The following is an 18,509-nucleotide window of genomic DNA, read 5'->3' as shown; positions in this document are numbered from 1 at the left end:
CACATCCAAACTTTCGAAAACAAAGTATATAACAAAATATTATAATAAAATTTTAGTTATATAACAATAGAAATAAAATGAATCAGTAGTTATTTTTAGTTTTGTTTTTCTTTCACTTCAGTTTCTTCTTGTGATTTGTCCGATTTTATTAGCTTTGACTCACACTCTGATAGTTTTCGCTTTAAATTTGAAATCTCTAAATAATGGACAGTTAGAGAAACTAACCAAACAATAACTGCTCCAGCGAAGAACATTATAATTCCAAATAAACCAACTGTTGTTTTAAACTTAAATAGAAGGAAATTTATAACTATCTCATTATAATTTTGTGCAATTAAAAGAATTGTCGCAAGAAGTATTATAAGAATCAAGACAATGAAAAAATTTAATTTTTTCATTAGTTACCTCCTTTTAATTCTAATAGCCTTTTTAATGCTTCATCTTTTTTAACTATTTCAATAGTGTAAAAAGTAATTCCATTTATATCAAAGCTTTTGTAAGGCAAGTGGATATTAGCGTTAATGATTGCAACCAAAAGACTTTCTTTGTCTATTAATGCGAGGAAACCACTTTTACCTGCACTTTGTGTCTTATGAACAATTACCTCAAAACTTTTTCTTGAAATATTTTCAAAAACTTCCTTAATTTCGCTTTGGCTATATAATTTTACTATAACTTCGTTTATAAATTTTTCTTCCAAATATTTATTGAGATCTAAAAGCTTCTTATTTTCAATTATCAATTTGTTGATTTTTGTTTTAAGTTCTGATTCTCCTGTTGTTAAAATTCTTGAAATTTCGTCAATTATCTTTGTTTTTTCCTGGAAAGTTCTTAAGGTTCTTAATCCCGATGTAAAGTAGATTCTTGTCAAATCCTTTTTGGTTTTTTCTACCTTTATAATTTTAATTATCCCTATTTCTCCAGTTTTTCCAACATGAGTTCCACCGCACATTGAAACGTCAAACCCTTCAACTTCAACTATTCTAATAGGACCTTTGATTTCCAATTTTTTCCTCAAGTTTAACTTTTCGAGTTCATCTTCATTAATGTAATATTTTTTTACCTCTCTATTTTCAAGAACAATACGGTTAGCTAATAGTTCAGCTTCTTCAATTTTTTCATCGCCCAGTTTTTCTATATTTAAATCAATTGTTGAATAATTTTCGCCCATATGGAAACTTAAAGTCTCTATATTGTAAAGCTTTTGGAATGATTGTGATAAAATGTGTTGTGCCGTATGTTCTCTTGCAATTTCTAATCTTCTTTCTTTGTCGACAATACAGGTAGGATTTTCTTCAATATCTAAAGTTTCAACCTCGTGTAATACTTTTGAATTGTCTTCCTTTACACTAAGAACTCTTGCATTTCCAATAAATCCTCTATCGCCAAGTTGACCTCCTTTTCCGTCTGGGTAAAAATTAGTTTTTTCAAGTTCAACATAAAATTTTCCTTTGCTTTCAAATTTACCTATAACTTTTCCTTGAAACTCGAGTATATCATAACTAATCATAATTCTATATCTCCCTTAAAAACATAATGTGCTTCTCCCTCTAAGTAGTTTTCCTTTTTGCCGAGTTCAACCTTGAGTTCTCCACCTAATGCTTTTACATGGACAATATCTTTCCCACCTAAAAATTTGTTAAAAACATACGCAGATGCAACGGCTCCAGTTCCACAAGCAAGAGTCTCTTCATATACGCCACGTTCTATAGTCCTAATTTTTATAGTTTCTTCGTTTAAAATTTCAATAAAATCAACATTAATACCATAAGGAAATAATTTGAAGTTCTTTGAAATTTTAAGACCCTTTTCTTTTGGTATTCTTTTGATGCTCTTTAAGGGAATTACTGCATGGGGTTCGGAAGAATTTACAACGAATATTTTAAAAGAAAATAGTTCATGAATTAGTTCATATTCATTTCTGGGACCGTTAACAAAATTTCCAAGTTTTTGCATTGGTCCCATAGAAACTACAAACCTATTCTCAGAAACCTTTTTTACCTTTTTAACTCCTGCCAAAGTTTCAATTGTTATGTTTCCAATTCCATAAAATCTTTCAAAATAAAGTCCAATGCAACGAGCACCATTGCCACACATTTGTGATTCACTGCCATCTTTTTCAAGTACTCTCATTTTAATGTCTGCAACATCACTTTCTTCGAGATACAAAAGAGAGTCTCCACCAATTGAAGCATGTCTATCAAGAAGAAGTTTTGCATACTCTTCAGGATTTTCTAACTTATTAAAGCGTCCATCAATTACAATAAAATCATTAAGTGCTCCTTCAAATTTATAGAATTTAAGAATTTTTCCTTTCGACATCTCCACCAAGCCCTTTTATTTTCTCTATATAACTTTCATATCCTCTATCGATGTGCACAGGTTCTAATACTTTGCTTGTTCCTTTTGCAGATAGTGTTGCTAAAAGAAGTGACATACCTCCTCGTAAATCTTTAGCAGTTACAACAGAGGGTTTTAATTCTTTAACACCTGTAATAAATGCAGAAATTCCTTCAACTCTTATGTTTGCGCCCATTTTTAAAAGATCGTCTACAATCCTAAATCTGTTTTCAAAAACTGTTTCAGTGACAACACTTGATCCATTAGCAAGAGTAAGCAGTGTCAAGATTTGAGATTGTACATCAGTTGGAAAGCCTGGGTATGGAAGAGTTTTTACTGATGTAGGTAACAGTCTTCCTTTATAGCTTGCAGTAATTTCATTCTCATTGACTGATACATCAAGACCAATTTCTTTTAATTTCATTATGACCGCCTCAAGATGGTAAGGTAAGGTATTTTTAATCTTAATCTTACCTTTAGTTAAGCCTGCAAGGATAAGATATGTAGCAGCCTCGATTCTATCGGGAATTATTGAATATTCGACAGGTTTTAATTTTTTTACTCCGTGTACCACGATTGTGCTTCCAGTTCCGTTAACTTCTATATTTGCACCTGCGAGGTTGAGAAAATTTATTAGATCCTTTATTTCTGGTTCTCTTGCTGCATTTTCGATTATTGTTTCTCCTTCGGCAAATACCGAAGCAAGGATTATATTTTCCGTTGCCCCTACACTTGGCATATCTAAAAATATCTTGTTTCCTTTAAGTCCTTTGGGAGAATGTGCCTTTAAGATACCCTTATCCCAACTAATCTCCACTCCAAGGCTTTCGAGGCCTTTTATATGTTGATCAATGGGGCGCTTTCCTATATTACATCCACCTAAGCCAGCAATAGAAGCTTTCATATGCCGTGCAATAAATGCACCTAAAAGCGTCTGAGTTCCTCTTATATTTTCCGTTTCTTCTGGAGGAATTTCTGGTTTAAACGAAGACGATGCATCTATTTCAACTTCATGTTCTCCTTCTAAAACATTTACTCCAATCTTTTTAAGTTGAAAAAGAAATTTTTTCACATCAAGTATATTGGGGATATTTTTAATATGACACTTTCCTTCAATAAGCAAACATGCTGATAGAACCGGAAAAGCAGCGTTTTTAGAACCAGAGATTAAGACTTCTCCTTTGAGTATTTTTCCACCGTTAACTTCAAGATATTCCATTTTTTCCTCCGTTCGAAAGAAAATCAAAGACTATTTTAGCTATTCTAATTCCAGCCTTACCGTCACCAAATGGATTTTTATTTGAAATCATTTTTTCATATTCTTCTTTATTTGTAAGAATTTTTTTGACTTCTCTGATTATTTTTTCTCTGTTTGTTCCAACAAGTCTTACAATTCCACTTTCTATTGCTTCTGGTCTTTCTGTAGTATTCCTCATAAGAAGTACAGGTTTTCTAAGTGTTGGTGCTTCTTCTTGAATACCGCCAGAATCAGTAAGGATCAATGTAGCTTTTGATAATAGTTTAATAAAAGTAAGATAATCCATTGGCTCAACAAGAATGATATTTTTAGTGTCTTTTAGAATTCTATTTACTGTTTCTCGAACAATTGGATTTTTATGTACAGAAAACACAATTTTATATTGGTTTCCGAATTCTTCAGCAATAGATTTAATTGCATAACAAATTTCTTCCATTGGTTTACCCCAATTTTCTCTTCTATGTGCAGTTGCCACTATATACTTTTCATCCTCATTAATTGGTAAGTTAGTTTTTATATCTTTTTGTAAGATTTCTATTAGTGCATCTACAACAGTATTTCCTGTTACATAGATTGATCTTTCTTCTACACCTTCCTTGAGTAGATTTTCCTTTGCTTTTTCAGTTGGTGCAAAGTATAAATCAGTTAAGGTATCGGTTAATTTTCGATTCATCTCTTCAGGAAAAGGAGAATATTTATTATGCGTTCTAAGACCAGCTTCAACGTGTCCTATAGGAATTTTCTCATAAAATGCAGCAAGGGCTGAGGCAAAAGTTGTTGTTGTGTCTCCATGCACAAGAAGAATATCTGGGCGATCAGTATCAAATATGTCCTTTAAGCCTGTTAGGACCTTGTTAGTTATCTTTGTCAGTGTTTGTTTCTCTTCCATTACTTTGAGGTCATAGTCAACCTTAATATTAAAAAGTTCAATTACTTGTCTTAGCATTTCTTGATGTTGGCTTGTAATAACTACTTTTGTTTCAAATTCTTTGAATTTATTTAGGGCTTTATAGACAGGATACATCTTGATTGCTTCAGGTCTTGTTCCAAAAATCAGAAAAACTTTCTTTTTCATTATTTCACCCCAAATACAAGTAAGACTCCAGCTAAAGAAAGTATTAAAGTAATTGTATAGTATATTAAAGCAATTTTCTTTTGAGAAAAGCCTTTTTTTAAAAGCCTGTAATGTATGTGTTCTGTATCATACCTGAATGGAGATCCTCCTTGCATTATTCTTCTTATGATTGAAGTTGATACTTCCAAAATTGGTATACCAAGAACAAATATCGGGAGAGCAACTGAAATTAATGTTGTTGTTTTATATGCACCAACAATAGAGATTATTGAAAGCATATATCCTAAAAGTCCTGCACCTGAGTCACCTAAAAAGATTCTAGCTGGGTGAAAATTATAAATGAGAAATGCAACAAGGCTTCCACAAAGGCCAATTAGAATTAAGGCAAGGTCTAAGTGCCCTTTATACATGGCAGTTATTGCAAGGAAGAACGAAGCTATAGCAGAAACTCCAGCAGCAAGCCCATCGAGTCCGTCTATTATGTTTATTGCATTAATTAGACCAACAATCCAAAGCACTGTTAAAATACTACCAAGAATGCCCAACTTAATTATTGTATCGGTAAAGGGAATTGTTATCTGTGTGAATTGAGTTCCTGTAAAAATTGCAATAAATGCCCCCAAAAATTGAATTAAAAACTTTTGTCTAACCGTTAGACCATATTTATCATCAAACAAAAGTCCAAAGAATAAAACAGTTGCACCTAAAATTATTCCTAAAAATTGTCTGTTGAATTTTTGAAGGATGAAAAAGAGGATTAAAATTGTTATATAAATTGAAATTCCTCCTGAACGTGGTACTGGCTCTTTGTGTATTTTTTTTCTATCATTCGTTTTGGGTAAATCTATTATTGCAAATTTGTCTCCAAGAAAGATAGCAAGAGGTGTTGAGAAGGAAGAGAGGAAAAACCCTATGAGAAAATAGTAGGAAATATTGAAGAAGTTTTCATCAATAAAGGCGATAATTTCTTTCATTTCGTTCCAAAAAGCCTGTCTCCTGCATCTCCCAATCCGGGCACTATATATCCGTGTGAATTCAACCTTTCGTCAACTGCTATAGTGTATATCTTTACGTCGGGGTGGTCTTGTTCTATTTTCATGATTCCTTCAGGAGCAGAGATGAGGCATACAAAATATATTTTTTTTGCTTTTGCTTCCTTAACAATTGAAATTGCCTTTGAAGCAGATCCACCTGTTGCAAGCATTGGGTCAACAATAAAAACTGAAGAGTTTTCAATATTTATTGGAAGTTTGCTGTAGTATTCAACAGGTTCAAGCGTTTGTGGATCTCTATAAATACCAATGTAGCCAACGCGAGCCTGAGGGATGAGATCAAGAATACCTTCTGCCATTACAATTCCTGCACGGAGTATTGGAACTATTGCAATATCCTCGTCAATTATATAACTTTTTGTTTTTTCAATGGGGGTCTCTATTTCTACTTCTTTAAGTTTTGTGTCTCTAAATATTTCGTAAACCATAAGAGCAGAGAGTTCCTTTACTAACTCTCTAAACTCTTTTGGGTTAGTTTCTTTTTTTCTTAGATAAGTTAGTTTGTGCTGTATAAGTGGATGCTTTATTAAGTTTACATTCTCCATTTCTCCTCCTTTAAATGTATGATATGTTATTGTAAATAGGAAATTGCTTAGTTAACTCTGACACTTCGTTTCTTATTGCTTCTAATTTCTTTTCATCATTTCTTGAGCTAATTGCTCGGTCGATAAGATCTGCTATAAGTTCCATTTCGGCTTCTTTCATTCCTCGTGTAGTAAGTGCTGGAGTTCCTAATCTTAAGCCACTTGTTTCTGTTGGTGGAAGAGGATCAAAGGGGATTGACTCTTTATTGGTGGTGATATTTACTGAGTCTAAAAGTTTCTCAGCCTCTTTTCCGGTTATATTTTTGGATCTCAAATCAATAGAAATAAGGTGGTTATCTGTACCGTTTGTAATTAATCTAAAACCTCGTTTAATTAGTGCATTTGCAAGAGCCTTTGCATTTGCTACTACTTGTTTTTGGTATTCCTTAAACTCATTAGTCTCCGCTAATTTTAATGCAACAGCCTTTGCTGCAATTACGTGTTCAAGCGGTCCTCCTTGAATTCCAGGGAAAACTGATTTGTTAATTATTTTTTCATGTTCTTTTTTGAATAGGATCATTCCACCTCTTGGTCCTCTTAGCGTTTTGTGAGTAGTTGTCGTCACAAAATCAGCGTAAGGAACTGGGCTTGGATGGACTTCCGCAGCTACTAAACCTGCAATGTGAGCCATATCAACCATGAGGTATGCTCCAACGCTTTTGGCAATTGTTGCAAACTTTTCAAAGTCAATAAATCTTGGATATGCACTTGCACCAGCAATGATAATCTTAGGTTTATACTTCTTTGCAAGATCTTCTACCTGATTATAATCAATAAGTTCTGTTTCTTTTTCGACACCATAATGGACTGCGTTAAAGTACTTGCCAGTTATGCTCACGGGGCTTCCATGACTTAAGTGTCCCCCTGCAGAAAGGTCCATACCAAGAAGTGTGTCTCCTGGATTCATTGTTGCAAAATACACTGCAAAATTTGCCTGTGTTCCTGAATGGGGTTGAACATTTGCACCTTCTGCTTTAAATAGTTTTTTTGCTCTTTCTATGGCTAAACTTTCCACTATGTCAATAAACTCACACCCACCATAGTATCTTCTATTTGGATATCCTTCTGCATATTTGTTGGTTAATACAGAACCTTGGGCTTCGAGAACTGGTTCCATTACGTAGTTTTCTGATGCAATGAGTTCAAGTTTTGTCCTTTGTCGTTCAAGCTCATTTTGCATTGCTTGCGCTAATTCAAAGTCTGCATCCTTAATCCTCATTTTTTACCTCCTTAATTAAATGTTTGGGACAATGCAATAAAATAGATGTTGCCATTTTTTAAAACTTTTTTGAAAGCATGCGTAATTTCTTTTGCAGTGGTTCCTGTTGTATAAACATCATCAATTATCAAAATATTTCCCATGATTGCTTCTTTAATGACAAATGCATCTTTTAAATTTTGAATTCTTTCATTTTTAGATAGGTTAGTTTGTTTTTTTGTTTCTTTAATCTTATAGATACTTCTAATAATAGGTTTTTGGGTAGCAAACGATACATCTTTTGCAAGGAGATATGTTTGATTATATCCTCGTTCCTTAAACTCCATTTTTGACATTGGAACAAAGCCTATAAAGTCAAATTCTATATTATTTGTTTTAATAAAATTAATGATAATAGAAGAGAGAAATTTTGACAAAGCCTTATAGCCATTAAACTTAAATTTTTTTATAAGTTCTTCCATTACCCCAGTATAACGTGTCATTCCATAATAGTATACCATTTCTTCTCTTGAAATGAGAGGGTATTCATTAAAAATGATTTTGTTTTTGCAACTTTCGCAAATGAAATTACTATCAAACAATTTTTTTCCGCAAACAACACAATGTGCTGGAGAAACTATCTCTAGAAAAAATTCTTTAACGTAGTAGTTGTAAAAGTAGTTCAAAATTTCTTTTTGCATCTTTTTTTGCAGTCGTTAATTTATCCTCAATTTTTGCCTCAAAATCATTCTTTTGCAATAAGTTAATAAAGGCTCTTGAGAAATATGATAATTTTAGGTCTTTTATATCTATGCCTTCTATCTCAAATAAATGTGATATGTTTCTTACCTTATCATCGTAAAAAATGGGCAAAATTGGTTTTTTAAGTAGTAAAGAGAACACAACAGAGTGATAACGCATTCCCACAATAAATTTTGCCCCTCTAAATATTGCAAATACTTCATCAATATCTTCTGGAACTACAACCTTGAATTTCGTCTTTTCCTCGATTCGTTTTGCAACATCAAGGTCAATATTTTTGTAAAATGGCACTAAAATTGTCTCATATTCTGTTCTATAGTGCATAAAGCGAGCAATATCTGCAACTTCTTCGAGATCTATTTTTTCGTTACCCTTTATCTGAAGAATGTTGTATGGTTCATCAAAATTAAATTCTTTTTGTGTTGCTGGCTCATACAAGAATGCAAGATCCTGCGTTACAAAAATTTCTTTTCTTACCCCAATGCTTTTGAGGAGTTCTTTAGATTCATTGTCTCTTACTGTTATTAGATCTACAGTATCGAGAATACTTTTTAATATTTTCCTGTCAACATTTTTTGTAATTGGGCCAACGCCTTGAGCAAAAACAGTGCTGTATTTCCGAAATATTTTAGGTAGTTTAAGAAGTGATAGATAGTAATAGAGACTTCTTGAGCTTGTCTTATCTTGGAGAAGTCCACCTCCGCCTGAAATAAGTATGTCAGAATTTTTTATTTCATTAATTATTTCAAAAATATTTGTTCTAATAATTTCATTTTCCTTTGACTTACTCTTTGTTAGAAAAACAGGTTTAATGTTTATCTTCGGTAGCTCTCTTTCAAGGACAGCTTTTATTGATTCGTCTCCCAAATTACCAAAACCAAAATATCCGGAAATAACCGCTTTCAATCGTCAATCCTCCCTACAATTAACTTAAAAGAAAGAACAACTAAATTTTTTAGTCTCCATATTCTTTCGGGCTGAGTAACTGTTCTGTAGAGCCATTCTACTCCAAGTTTTCTTACCCAAGCGGGAGCCCTTTTTACTTTTCCGCTCCAAACATCGAAAGAGCCGCCTACCCCAATATTGGCTGGTACATTTAAATCTTTGTTTTTGATAATCCATTTTTCCTGCTTTATTCCGCCCATTCCAACAAGAAGAATATCTGGCTTCGAATTTATAATTTCCTTTCTTATTTCATTATCATCTTTAAAATAGCCATTATGATAACCGACAATTTCTAAATTAGGAAATTTTTCTCTTATCTTTTTTATAGCAGATTGGAGTATTTCTTCTTTTGCACCCAAAAAGAATACTCTATATCCTTTTTTTTCAGCAAGACGTAATAATTCCCATGCAAATTCAATTCCTGGAATTCTTTGTGTTATTCTTTCGCCAAATCTTCTTGCACCAAGTACAACTCCAATGCCATCTGGAATAACAAGGTCTGCCTCTTTAAGTATGTTTAAAAACTCCTTGTCGCTTATTGCTCTTGAAAGCATTTCGCCATTTATGGTTACTATAAGGTGAAATTCTTTTTTGTTTATAAACCCTTGAACTATGTCAAGGTTCTCGATTAAAGATCTATTAGAAACTTTTATGCCTAAAAATTCAACTTCTTTTTTGGGAGTAAATCTCCTTTTATAGGCTTCTTTAAGAAATACAGGCAGTGTCAAAATACGTGGAAGTCTTTTTGGATCAAGTATAAATCTGTATAGCCATTCTAAGCCTAATTTTTGGATTATATTTGGTGCCCTTCTAAATTCGTTTGCGTAGACATTAAATGTTCCACCAACTCCCATAGCGAATTTTACATTCAGTTTTTCAAGATTTTTATAGATAAATTTTTCTTGTTTTGGAGATCCCATCCCAACAAAGAGAATATCAGCATTGCTTTTCGCGATATCTTCAATAATCTTATCTTCCTCATTAAAAAAACCATTATGAAAACCTGCAATTTGTAAGCTTGGAAAAGCCTTTTTGATATTTTCAATTGCCTTTTTTAAGCTTTCTTCTTTTGTTCCAAGAAAGTAAACTTTATAACTTTTTTCTTCAGCCACTTTCAGTAATTCAGTGAAAAGATCGATGCCTGTAACACGCTCTTTTATTTTTATACCTTTAAATACTTTGGCAGCAAATATAATTCCAACTCCGTCTATAAAGTTTAGGTCTGAATTTTTAATGATATTAAGTAAATCTTCGTCTTGGTATGCTTTTAGTGCCTTTTCAGGATTGATTGCTACAGCAAAATGAGGACATTTTTCATTAAGCATTCTTTCTATGTATTGAACTGCTTCTTTTTTGGTAAGATTATCAACTGGTATATCAAAGATCTCAATTCTCATATAGTATAATAATGGAACCCCAAGTTAGTTGCCTTTATTTTGTCTATTATTCCCTTTGCATCGAAAATGACTGCATCTTTTTTGAGGAAATTTTTCCACGTGTTTATATCGTAATTTACCTCGTTATGGATGATTGGTATAATTATGACATCTTTTCCTCTAAGTAATGTTTCAAAGTCTTTTTCGGCTTCGGAAAAATTTCCTTTAACCTTAGGGTCAAAAAATGTTACCTCTGCTCCTTTTCCTTTCAATATTTCTTTTAGCATTATTGCAGGGCTTTCCGATACATCAGATGAATTATCTTTCATTGCAATTCCAAGAAAGCCAATCTTTGCGTTATTAAGGCTTTTACCTAGATTTGTTAACGCTTTCTCTATAATATCTGCAATATCTTTAGGTCTTCTGTCATTGACACTGCGTGCTGCATGTAAGAGCGGCATTTCAAGCCCAATTTTATCAGTTAGATAGAAAATGTATTTTGAAGCAAAAGGAATGCAATGACCGCCTACACCTATCCCTGGAGTTAAAAGTTTTACTCTTTTGTGTGTATTTGCAATTCGTATAACTTCCATTGTATCAACACTTAATGCATTTGTTAGATTTGCAAGTTCATTTACAATTGCAATATTAACGTCTCTTGACGCATTCTCTATAAGTTTTGAAATTTCTACAACTTCAGGTGAACTTGCCTCAATTATGTTTGGATTTATTAGTTCGAGAAGTTTTTTTGCTCGTTTTGTTCCTTCCTCACTTAAACCAGAGACTGCAACAGGCATTGTTTGAAATTCCTCAAATGCCTTTCCTTCAGCAATTCTTTCAGATGAATAGGCAAGATAAAAATCTTTACCTTCTTTTAATCCGCTTACTTCCTCAATTAATGGTTTTGCAATATTTTTTGTGGTAAGGGGAGGAACAGTTGATCTTATTAGAACAAGGGCATCCTTTTTTAAATTTTTTCCTATAGATTTCATTGCGTTTTCAAAAACATTTAAATTAACAACTCCATTTTCTATTGGAATTCCAACAGTTACAATAATATTACGAACATCTTTTAAGCCCAACTCGTATGAGTCTGTTGGTTCGAACAGTCCGTTCTCTAAGCTTTCCTTTAGAATTTGTTCGATATGCTTTCCATTGTATTCTTCAAATACATGCGTTTTGCCATTTTTAAGTTGGTTAATGTAATCTTTGTTTATATCAATTCCAATAACCTTTATTCCATGAAGCGAATATGTTAGAGATAATGGTAAGCCTACAAACCCCAGTCCTATTACTGCAATCTTTTCCATTTAAAACCTCCGAAAAAATTGATTTCCAAAGGGTATTTTATATTAAAATACTTATTTTTCAAAATGATTTTTTGAATATTGCAAAAATTATTGATAGATTATATAATTAGAAAGGACGCGCCCATAGCTCAACTGGATAGAGCAACGGTCTACGGAACCGTCGGTTGCGGGTTCGACTCCTGCTGGGCGCGCCATTATTATTTCTTGAGCATTGGCATCTTTATGTTGTGTTTCTTTGCGGTTTCTATTGCAATTTCATACCCGGCATCTGCATGTCTTACAACACCACTTGCTGGATCATTATGTAGAACTCTTGAAAGTTTTTCGTGAGCTAAGTCTGTTCCATCTGCAACTATAACAAAACCAGCGTGTATTGAGTAGCCAATACCAACTCCACCACCATGATGTACTGATACCCAAGTTGCACCAGATGAAGCATTAAGTAACGCATTTAGAATTGGCCAATCCGCAATTGCATCAGATCCATCAAGCATTTTTTCAGTTTCTCTATATGGCGATGCAACAGATCCAGTATCGTGGTGATCTCTTCCTATTACAATTGGTGCCTTTAATTTACCATTTTTAACTAATTTATTTATTTCAATACCAAATGCTTCTCTTTCACCTTGTCCTAACCAACAAATTCTTGCTGGTAATCCTTGGAAATGAACTTTCTTATGTGCAAGATCAATCCATTTTTTAAGATGTTCATCGTAAGGGAAAAGCTTTAGAACAATTTCATCTGTTAGATATATATCTTCAGGATCTCCGGAAAGAGCAACCCACCTAAAAGGTCCTTTTCCTTCAGAAAACAATGGTCTTATATATTCAGGAACATAACCAACAATTTCAAAGGCATCTTTTGCTCCATGGTCAAAAGCATTTCTTCTTAAATTATTTCCATATTCAAACACCTTTGAGCCATGTCTTTGCATTTCAACCATCGTGCTTACATGTTCAACCATTGAATCATAAACTCTTTCAAGATATTCGCTTGGTTTTTCTTTCCGCATAGTACTTGCTTCTTCAACAGTTAATCCCTTTGGAACATAACCATTCAGTGGATCGTGTGCTGCGGTTTGATCAGTTAAAATATCTGGAATGAATCCCTCCTTTAGCATCCGCGGTAAGACATCAACAATATTGCCGAGTAAAGCTATTGAAATTGGCTCGTTTTTTTCCTTGTGTTCTAAAGCAATTTTAATTGCTTCCTCATAACTTTCAGTCCAGGTATCTAGGTAACCGGTCTTTAATCGTCTATCGATCATTTTCTTATCAACTTCAACTGCAATAATTATTCCATCATTAAGTGTGACTGCAAGTGGTTGAGCTCCTCCCATTTCCCCTAATCCTGCGGTTACAACAATTTTGCCTCTTAAGGTATTTCCAAAATATTTTTTTGCAACTGCATAAAATGTCTCATAAGTTCCTTGAAGGATTCCCTGAGTTCCTATGTAAATCCAACTTCCAGCAGTCATCTGTCCATACATTGTTAGACCACGTTCTTCAAGTTCTCTGAAATACTCCCAGGTTGCCCATTTTGGCACAAGCATTGCATTTGAAATCAATACTCTTGGCGCCCATTCATTTGTTTTGAATACAGCAACAGGTTTTCCAGATTGAACAAGTAGTGTTTCATCATTTTCTAATTCTTTGAGGGTCTCAATAATGGCATCGAAGCACTCCCAATTTCTTGCTGCCTTACCTGTGCCACCATACACGATAAGATTTGCCGGATCCTTTGCAACATCTGGATCAAGATTGTTCATAAGCATACGCAACGGTGCTTCTGTTTGCCAACTCTTACATGTTAATGTTGTTCCTCTCGGTGCTTTAATAATTCTTTCCATACCTACCTCCTATCTACCATATTCATCTTTCCTTATTATCTTAGAAACTTCAGATATTACAAATGGAATAAAAGCGAGAAGGAGTATGTCTAAACTCTCTAAGACTGTGGGAAGCGTATTTTTAAAAATAAATCTTAACTGTGGTACATAAATTGTTGCTAACAATAGTATAATTCCGAATACAAACGAAAAGTTCATAAACATATTTGAGAATACGCCAATTTTAAAGAGATACCCTTCGAAAGAACGACCTGAATACGCTCTCAAAAGTTCTGAAATAACAAGGACCATATATGCTATTGTTCTTGCTTCATCAAGGTTTCCGGTTCTTTTGTAGCTAAGTATAAAACCTAGAAGAGTTGACAATGTAATTGCAATACTCTGAGTGATTATGATTCCATAGTGATAACGTGTAAGAATGGGTTCTTTTTTCCCACGAGGAGGTTTTTTCATCAAGTCTTCTTCTCCTTTTTCCATTCCTAATGCAAGAGCAGGAAAACTATCAGTTACAAGGTTTAGCCAGAGAAGATGTAATGGAAGTAGTGGTGGTGGGTATCCTAAAAGAAGCGCAAAAAACATAATCATAACTTCGGCAATATTGCAGGAAAGCAAATATACAATAAACTTTCTTATATTTTCAAATATTGTACGTCCTTGGAATACAGCAGAAACAAGCGTTGCGAAATTGTCGTCAAGAAGAACCATATCAGATGCCTCTTTTGCAACTTCAGTTCCTGTTAGTCCCATTGAAACCCCAATGTCTGCTTTTTTCAGCGCCGGGGCATCATTGACTCCATCTCCTGTCATTGCAACTACTTCGTTCTTTTTTTGAAGGGCCTCAACTATTCTCAACTTATCGAGTGGATTTATTCTTGCAAAAATACTTACGTTTTCAACAATTTTTGTTAACTCATCATCTGAAATATTTTCAAGATCGGAACTTGTCAAAACTTCTCCTTCTGGAAAGTCTAGTTCTTTTGCAATTGCATATGCAGTTATTGGATGATCACCAGTTATCATTACCGGTCTTATACCAGCGCTCCTGCATTTATCTATTGCATCTTTTACTTCCATTCTTAACGGGTCTTTCATCATTACAAAGCCAAGAAAAACAAGGTTCTCTTCAGTTGCTTCATGTAGGTTTGGAATTATTTTATCTGCAAATGCAAGGATTCTGAGACCTTTGGCAGCATTTTCTTCAACTATTTTTAGAAGCTCTTGTTTCTTCTCAATCGAAAGTTCTACAATTTTAGAATCTATTTTTGCAAATTTCGAAAGTTCTAAAATGACCTCAGAAGCACCTTTTGAAACAACAAGATATTCGTTTCCAAATTTATGTATAGTAGTCATTCTTTTGCTCTCAGAGGTAAATGGAATTTCCGAAATCCTTTCGAATTTTGACCTTACTTCTCGGATTTCTTTGTCGTCAATAAAATCTATGAGGGCAATTTCTGTTGGATCTCCCCTATCCTTTTCGGCATCATTACACAAAATCATTGCCCTTTTAAGTCTTTCACTAATATTTAACTCAGAGTTGATTTTTCCGTCTTCAAAAACTGCTACAATTTTCATTTTGTTTTGAGTTAGCGTTCCTGTTTTATCGGTGCAAATATACGTAACTGCTCCCAACGTCTCAACAGCGGGAAGATTTCTTATTACTGCATTTCTTTTTGCCATCTCAAATACACCAATAGCAAGAACTATTGTTACCACTGCTGGAAGTCCTTCGGGAATTGCTGCAACAGCAAGGGACACGCTTGTGAGAAGCATATCTAAAATTTTTCCACCTCTTAGCCAACCTAACATAAAGATGATTGCGCTTACAATAAGGAAAAGAATTCCTAGCAATTTTCCAATATTATCGAGTTGTACTTCAAGAGGTGTCTTCTCTTTCTTGGTTTCGCTTATTTTGGTTGCGATTTTCCCAAGTTGCGTATTTATTCCTGTTTCTGTAACTAAAACTCTTGCCTTTCCTTTAACAACTGTTGTACCCATATAAACCTTGCAATCTTCCGTTATTTCACCTAAACAGGAATTCTTTTTTACAGGAACTGACTCACCTGTTAGCATTGATTCATCAACAAAAAGGCTAACCTCTTTTACTACGATTCCATCTGCTTGCACTTTATCGCCAGCTTCTAAAAGTAAAATATCAGAAGGAACGATTTCATTTGAAGGTATTTTTGTAATTTTTCCATCTCTTAGAACAGTACTTGTAGGACTTGTTAGTTTCTTGACTTTCTCAAGCGCATTTTCGGCTCTTTGTTCCTGAATGACACCAAGTATTGCATTTAGAATGACAATTGCAAGAATAACAATTGAATCAACAAATTCTCCAAAGAAAGCAGAAATAATGCTTGCAAAAATTAAAATTATGATAAGGAAGTTTTTAAATTGATTTATAAATTTTTGAAGTAAAGTTTCTTTTCTGCCTTCGGGCAATTCATTTTTTCCAAATTGCTTAAGTTTTTCTTCTGCTTCCTGAGTAGTTAACCCACTCTCAATTAACTCTTGCCTAAGATTTTTAAGGTCAATCATGTTTTACTCCCGTTTTTACCCGCCACCGTCAGGTGGAAAGAAATCAATCATGCCGCCATCTTTTAAGGTTAAACTAACCAAGTCAAAATCTTCGAATTTTGTGTTTTCATTTAGAAGAGTTTCGATATTTCTTCCGTTTATGAGTATTATCAGTCTTCCAAATTTAACATCTTCCTCAAGTTTTGGAAATTTATCCTTGAGTTCATTTATTAATTCTTTAACATTGTCAACTTTTAAATGCAGTCTTTCTACGCCAAACTTTTCTTGCAAATCACCATGTAAAAAGACTGTTACTCTTGCCATAATGATGGCCTCCTTAATTAAGACTAAGGCCGTGCGTCTGCGGTTGACATTTTGTTACAAGCTGTACTGATTTACGAGACTCCAGCAAGATTTTCTCAAGCCAAACATTAGACTCTCTTACCGCTGCGTCCTTCCGGAACTCACGGGGTTTAAGAGTCAATGTTGCTTGAGGTCCTGCCTTCATCGCCCTTTCAATCAGCCTTGGCTTACAACAAAATGCCTTCCTGCAGATTGTCAGCCCCTGTTTAGCGGGTTCAGGGTTACAGGGCACCGCTATCTCCCCGCTTTAGCACGACCTAATATATTATAGGAGTTTTAAGGTAATTTTAAAAGATTAATTGAAATGACAGTTGGTTGATTTTCTATCACTGAAACTTCTGTCTCATATGGAAGATAACCATCTAATTCTATACGAATTTTATGTTTTCCTTCCGTGATAGAAGTTTGTTCAAAAGGAGTGATACCCATATCAACTCCATCGACAAATACTTTTGCACCAGACGGATTACTTGAAATTGCAATATAGTACTTTGCCTTTGTAAGGGCAATATCACGCTTTAAAGTGATTCCCTTCTTAATTTCCACTTCTTCTATATAGGGTTCATATTGAGGAAGGCTTACTCTTAAAATATATTTTCCTTCAGGTAAATCTTTTAGATCAAGTGGTGTTTTACCAACTTCAGCATTGTTAAGGAATACTGTTGCTTTATCAGGAATAGAATTTACAATAATTTCAGTTGTAATAGGTTCGAGTTTTGCAAATAAGTTTATTGATTCATTCGAGTTTCCAGTGATTATTTGTTTCCAATTCTTGTAATTTTCGTGTTTTACTTCGATTATATGATTTTGATTTGCAATTAAATCAGAGATTAACATAGGAGTTTTACCTTTTAAAACACCATCAACATAAACAGGAGAATTTGTTGGATCAGAGTCAACGCTTACTGTGAAAACGGCATGTTCTAAAATTGTGTTTACAAGAGCATTAGGATTTGTACTCGAAAGCACTACTTCTTCCTTATATTCTTTGTATCCTTCAAGTTTTATCAGAACTTCATAAGTACCAAAGGGAAGTGAATTTATTACAAGAGGTGTCTCTCCTTTTAACTCTCCGTTAATATAGACTGAAGCCTTTTGAGGATAAGAATTTACCGAAATACTTCCGCTTTCTTTTGATAGCATTTTAAACAGGACAAAGCCAATTATAAAAACAAAAAGCAAAAGTATAAGAATTAATATTTTTTTCATTTTAGTTTCTCCAATACCTTATTAAGAATAATCTCTTCCAATTCTTTAACGGGTTTACTTCCATCAACTATAAAAAATCTCTCTTCAAGTCTGGCAATTTGTAGATATCCGTTTCTTACATTTCTAAGAAAATGAATTCCTAACTTTTCTATTCTATCTGCGTCTTTAATTCTTTCGAAACTCAATCTCTCATTAATATCAATAATAATTGTAAGATTCGGGATAATTCCTTCAAGTATAAAGTTGTGGACGTAATGAATGAAATCGATTGAAACGCCTCTTCCATAGCCTTGGTATGCAACGGAACTGTCATGAAATCTGTCTGAAATTACGATAAAGCCTTTCGATAAATTAGGCTTAACAATTTCTCTAACATGAGTTTTTCTATCGGATGCAAAAAGCAAGAATTCTGAAACAGGGTCCATTTCTATACTTAATATAATATTTCTTATGTAATTACCAAACTCAGTTCCTCCTGGTTCTTTTGTAAGGATTACTTCAAAACCGAGTTTCTCTAAATTATTTTTCAAAAGTTTTGCTTGTGTCGATTTTCCTGAGCCATCTATTCCTTCAAAAGTGATGAACATTATTTTCTCCTTGGATAAATGATAAGCCTCATATGTGGCTTCAGGCCAACAAGTTCTGTAACAAGCCCATATTTTTCGATAAG

General features: G+C 33.8%; 17 protein-coding genes, 1 tRNA gene and 1 other RNA gene. 1 reads left to right on the top strand and 18 read right to left on the bottom strand.

What is annotated here, in order from left to right; translation table 11 throughout:
- Positions 1–95: 95 nt before the first annotated feature.
- The 12 genes from ACP5SP_RS00095 to ACP5SP_RS00040 all read right to left on the bottom strand — a co-directional run bounded on the left by ACP5SP_RS00095 (position 96) and on the right by ACP5SP_RS00040 (position 11,900).
- Positions 96–398 carry a LapA family protein gene (locus tag ACP5SP_RS00095; RefSeq protein ID WP_424596449.1) on the bottom strand — a complete coding sequence of 101 codons (303 nt, stop codon included), beginning with the start codon at positions 396–398 and terminating at the stop codon, positions 96–98.
- Positions 398–1,510, bottom strand: a complete 1,113-nt coding sequence (locus ACP5SP_RS00090; protein WP_428075785.1) for an alanyl-tRNA editing protein — start codon at positions 1,508–1,510, stop codon at positions 398–400. Before ACP5SP_RS00090 ends, ACP5SP_RS00095 begins: the two co-directional genes overlap by 1 nt.
- The gene (gene dapF, locus ACP5SP_RS00085) at positions 1,507–2,322 is read right to left on the bottom strand and encodes a diaminopimelate epimerase (protein ID WP_416084528.1); all 816 of its coding nucleotides are present in this window, start codon (positions 2,320–2,322) and stop codon (positions 1,507–1,509) included. The genes ACP5SP_RS00090 and dapF overlap by 4 nt, the downstream gene beginning before the upstream one ends.
- Complete coding sequence (murA, locus tag ACP5SP_RS00080; RefSeq protein WP_428075783.1) at positions 2,300–3,559, bottom strand: UDP-N-acetylglucosamine 1-carboxyvinyltransferase; 1,260 nt, start codon at positions 3,557–3,559, stop codon at positions 2,300–2,302. The genes dapF and murA overlap by 23 nt, the downstream gene beginning before the upstream one ends.
- Entirely contained in the window at positions 3,546–4,673 is a 1,128-nt protein-coding gene (gene wecB, locus ACP5SP_RS00075) for a non-hydrolyzing UDP-N-acetylglucosamine 2-epimerase (RefSeq protein WP_424586424.1), read from the bottom strand. The genes murA and wecB overlap by 14 nt, the downstream gene beginning before the upstream one ends.
- Complete coding sequence (locus tag ACP5SP_RS00070; protein WP_428075781.1) at positions 4,673–5,647, bottom strand: glycosyltransferase family 4 protein; 975 nt, start codon at positions 5,645–5,647, stop codon at positions 4,673–4,675. The genes wecB and ACP5SP_RS00070 overlap by 1 nt, the downstream gene beginning before the upstream one ends.
- Positions 5,644–6,270 carry a uracil phosphoribosyltransferase gene (gene upp / locus ACP5SP_RS00065; RefSeq protein WP_424586426.1) on the bottom strand — a complete coding sequence of 209 codons (627 nt, stop codon included), beginning with the start codon at positions 6,268–6,270 and terminating at the stop codon, positions 5,644–5,646. The genes ACP5SP_RS00070 and upp overlap by 4 nt, the downstream gene beginning before the upstream one ends.
- A 10-nt stretch (positions 6,271–6,280) precedes the next feature.
- On the bottom strand, positions 6,281–7,528 hold the full coding sequence (gene glyA / locus ACP5SP_RS00060) for a serine hydroxymethyltransferase (protein WP_428075779.1): 1,248 nt from the start codon (positions 7,526–7,528) through the stop codon (positions 6,281–6,283).
- 11 nt (positions 7,529–7,539) lie between these two features.
- Positions 7,540–8,028: a ComF family protein gene (locus ACP5SP_RS00055; protein WP_428066278.1), complete on the bottom strand. Its 489-nt coding sequence runs from the start codon at positions 8,026–8,028 to the stop codon at positions 7,540–7,542.
- Between the two features lie 136 nt (positions 8,029–8,164).
- Positions 8,165–9,175 (bottom strand): polysaccharide pyruvyl transferase CsaB, encoded by a 1,011-nt coding sequence (csaB, locus tag ACP5SP_RS00050; RefSeq protein ID WP_424586429.1) that lies wholly within the window; start codon positions 9,173–9,175, stop codon positions 8,165–8,167.
- On the bottom strand, positions 9,172–10,611 hold the full coding sequence (locus ACP5SP_RS00045; protein ID WP_416084535.1) for a WecB/TagA/CpsF family glycosyltransferase: 1,440 nt from the start codon (positions 10,609–10,611) through the stop codon (positions 9,172–9,174). The genes csaB and ACP5SP_RS00045 overlap by 4 nt, the downstream gene beginning before the upstream one ends.
- A complete protein-coding gene (locus tag ACP5SP_RS00040) occupies positions 10,608–11,900 on the bottom strand; it encodes a nucleotide sugar dehydrogenase (protein WP_424586430.1) in 1,293 nt (430 codons plus the stop codon). Before ACP5SP_RS00040 ends, ACP5SP_RS00045 begins: the two co-directional genes overlap by 4 nt.
- Before the next feature lie 117 nt (positions 11,901–12,017).
- On the opposite strand from ACP5SP_RS00040, the gene ACP5SP_RS00035 reads away from it, so the two are divergent.
- Positions 12,018–12,094: transfer RNA gene (locus tag ACP5SP_RS00035), tRNA-Arg, on the top strand.
- A gap of 3 nt (positions 12,095–12,097) precedes the next feature.
- Here the strand turns inward: ACP5SP_RS00035 and hutU are convergent.
- From hutU to tmk, 6 genes are all read right to left on the bottom strand, one after another.
- Positions 12,098–13,750, bottom strand: coding sequence for a urocanate hydratase (gene hutU, locus ACP5SP_RS00030; RefSeq protein WP_424586431.1), 1,653 nt, complete (start codon positions 13,748–13,750; stop codon positions 12,098–12,100).
- A gap of 9 nt (positions 13,751–13,759) precedes the next feature.
- The gene (locus ACP5SP_RS00025; protein WP_424586432.1) at positions 13,760–16,288 is read right to left on the bottom strand and encodes a cation-translocating P-type ATPase; all 2,529 of its coding nucleotides are present in this window, start codon (positions 16,286–16,288) and stop codon (positions 13,760–13,762) included.
- 15 nt (positions 16,289–16,303) lie between these two features.
- Entirely contained in the window at positions 16,304–16,591 is a 288-nt protein-coding gene (locus ACP5SP_RS00020) for a MoaD/ThiS family protein (RefSeq protein WP_416084539.1), read from the bottom strand.
- Between the two features lie 29 nt (positions 16,592–16,620).
- Positions 16,621–16,886, bottom strand: an RNA gene (gene ffs, locus ACP5SP_RS00015) — signal recognition particle sRNA large type.
- Between the two features lie 20 nt (positions 16,887–16,906).
- A complete protein-coding gene (locus ACP5SP_RS00010; RefSeq protein WP_424586433.1) occupies positions 16,907–17,839 on the bottom strand; it encodes a PEGA domain-containing protein in 933 nt (310 codons plus the stop codon).
- Positions 17,836–18,426 (bottom strand): dTMP kinase, encoded by a 591-nt coding sequence (gene tmk, locus ACP5SP_RS00005; RefSeq protein ID WP_416084541.1) that lies wholly within the window; start codon positions 18,424–18,426, stop codon positions 17,836–17,838. The genes ACP5SP_RS00010 and tmk overlap by 4 nt, the downstream gene beginning before the upstream one ends.
- Between the last annotated feature and the right edge of the window lie 83 nt (positions 18,427–18,509).

Origin of the sequence: Caldisericum sp. (genome assembly GCF_049967455.1) — a bacterium.
Taxonomy (GTDB): domain Bacteria; phylum Caldisericota; class Caldisericia; order Caldisericales; family Caldisericaceae; genus Caldisericum; species Caldisericum exile_A.
The sequence above is the reverse complement of the archived record's forward strand: the minus strand, read 5'-3'. Positions and strand labels throughout refer to the sequence as shown.

Bases quoted from the DNA above. Each gene is read 5' to 3' on its own strand.
- ACP5SP_RS00095 (WP_424596449.1), bottom strand. From the start codon at position 398: ATGAAAAAATTAAATTTTTTCATTGTCTTGATTCTTATAATACTTCTT.
- ACP5SP_RS00090 (WP_428075785.1), bottom strand. From the start codon at position 1,510: ATGATTAGTTATGATATACTCGAGTTTCAAGGAAAAGTTATAGGTAAA.
- dapF (WP_416084528.1), bottom strand. From the start codon at position 2,322: ATGTCGAAAGGAAAAATTCTTAAATTCTATAAATTTGAAGGAGCACTT.
- murA (WP_428075783.1), bottom strand. From the start codon at position 3,559: ATGGAATATCTTGAAGTTAACGGTGGAAAAATACTCAAAGGAGAAGTC.
- wecB (WP_424586424.1), bottom strand. From the start codon at position 4,673: ATGAAAAAGAAAGTTTTTCTGATTTTTGGAACAAGACCTGAAGCAATC.
- ACP5SP_RS00070 (WP_428075781.1), bottom strand. From the start codon at position 5,647: ATGAAAGAAATTATCGCCTTTATTGATGAAAACTTCTTCAATATTTCC.
- upp (WP_424586426.1), bottom strand. From the start codon at position 6,270: ATGGAGAATGTAAACTTAATAAAGCATCCACTTATACAGCACAAACTA.
- glyA (WP_428075779.1), bottom strand. From the start codon at position 7,528: ATGAGGATTAAGGATGCAGACTTTGAATTAGCGCAAGCAATGCAAAAT.
- ACP5SP_RS00055 (WP_428066278.1), bottom strand. From the start codon at position 8,028: ATGGTATACTATTATGGAATGACACGTTATACTGGGGTAATGGAAGAA.
- ACP5SP_RS00045 (WP_416084535.1), bottom strand. From the start codon at position 10,611: ATGAGAATTGAGATCTTTGATATACCAGTTGATAATCTTACCAAAAAA.
- ACP5SP_RS00040 (WP_424586430.1), bottom strand. From the start codon at position 11,900: ATGGAAAAGATTGCAGTAATAGGACTGGGGTTTGTAGGCTTACCATTA.
- hutU (WP_424586431.1), bottom strand. From the start codon at position 13,750: ATGGAAAGAATTATTAAAGCACCGAGAGGAACAACATTAACATGTAAG.
- ACP5SP_RS00025 (WP_424586432.1), bottom strand. From the start codon at position 16,288: ATGATTGACCTTAAAAATCTTAGGCAAGAGTTAATTGAGAGTGGGTTA.
- ACP5SP_RS00020 (WP_416084539.1), bottom strand. From the start codon at position 16,591: ATGGCAAGAGTAACAGTCTTTTTACATGGTGATTTGCAAGAAAAGTTT.
- ACP5SP_RS00010 (WP_424586433.1), bottom strand. From the start codon at position 17,839: ATGAAAAAAATATTAATTCTTATACTTTTGCTTTTTGTTTTTATAATT.
- tmk (WP_416084541.1), bottom strand. From the start codon at position 18,426: ATGTTCATCACTTTTGAAGGAATAGATGGCTCAGGAAAATCGACACAA.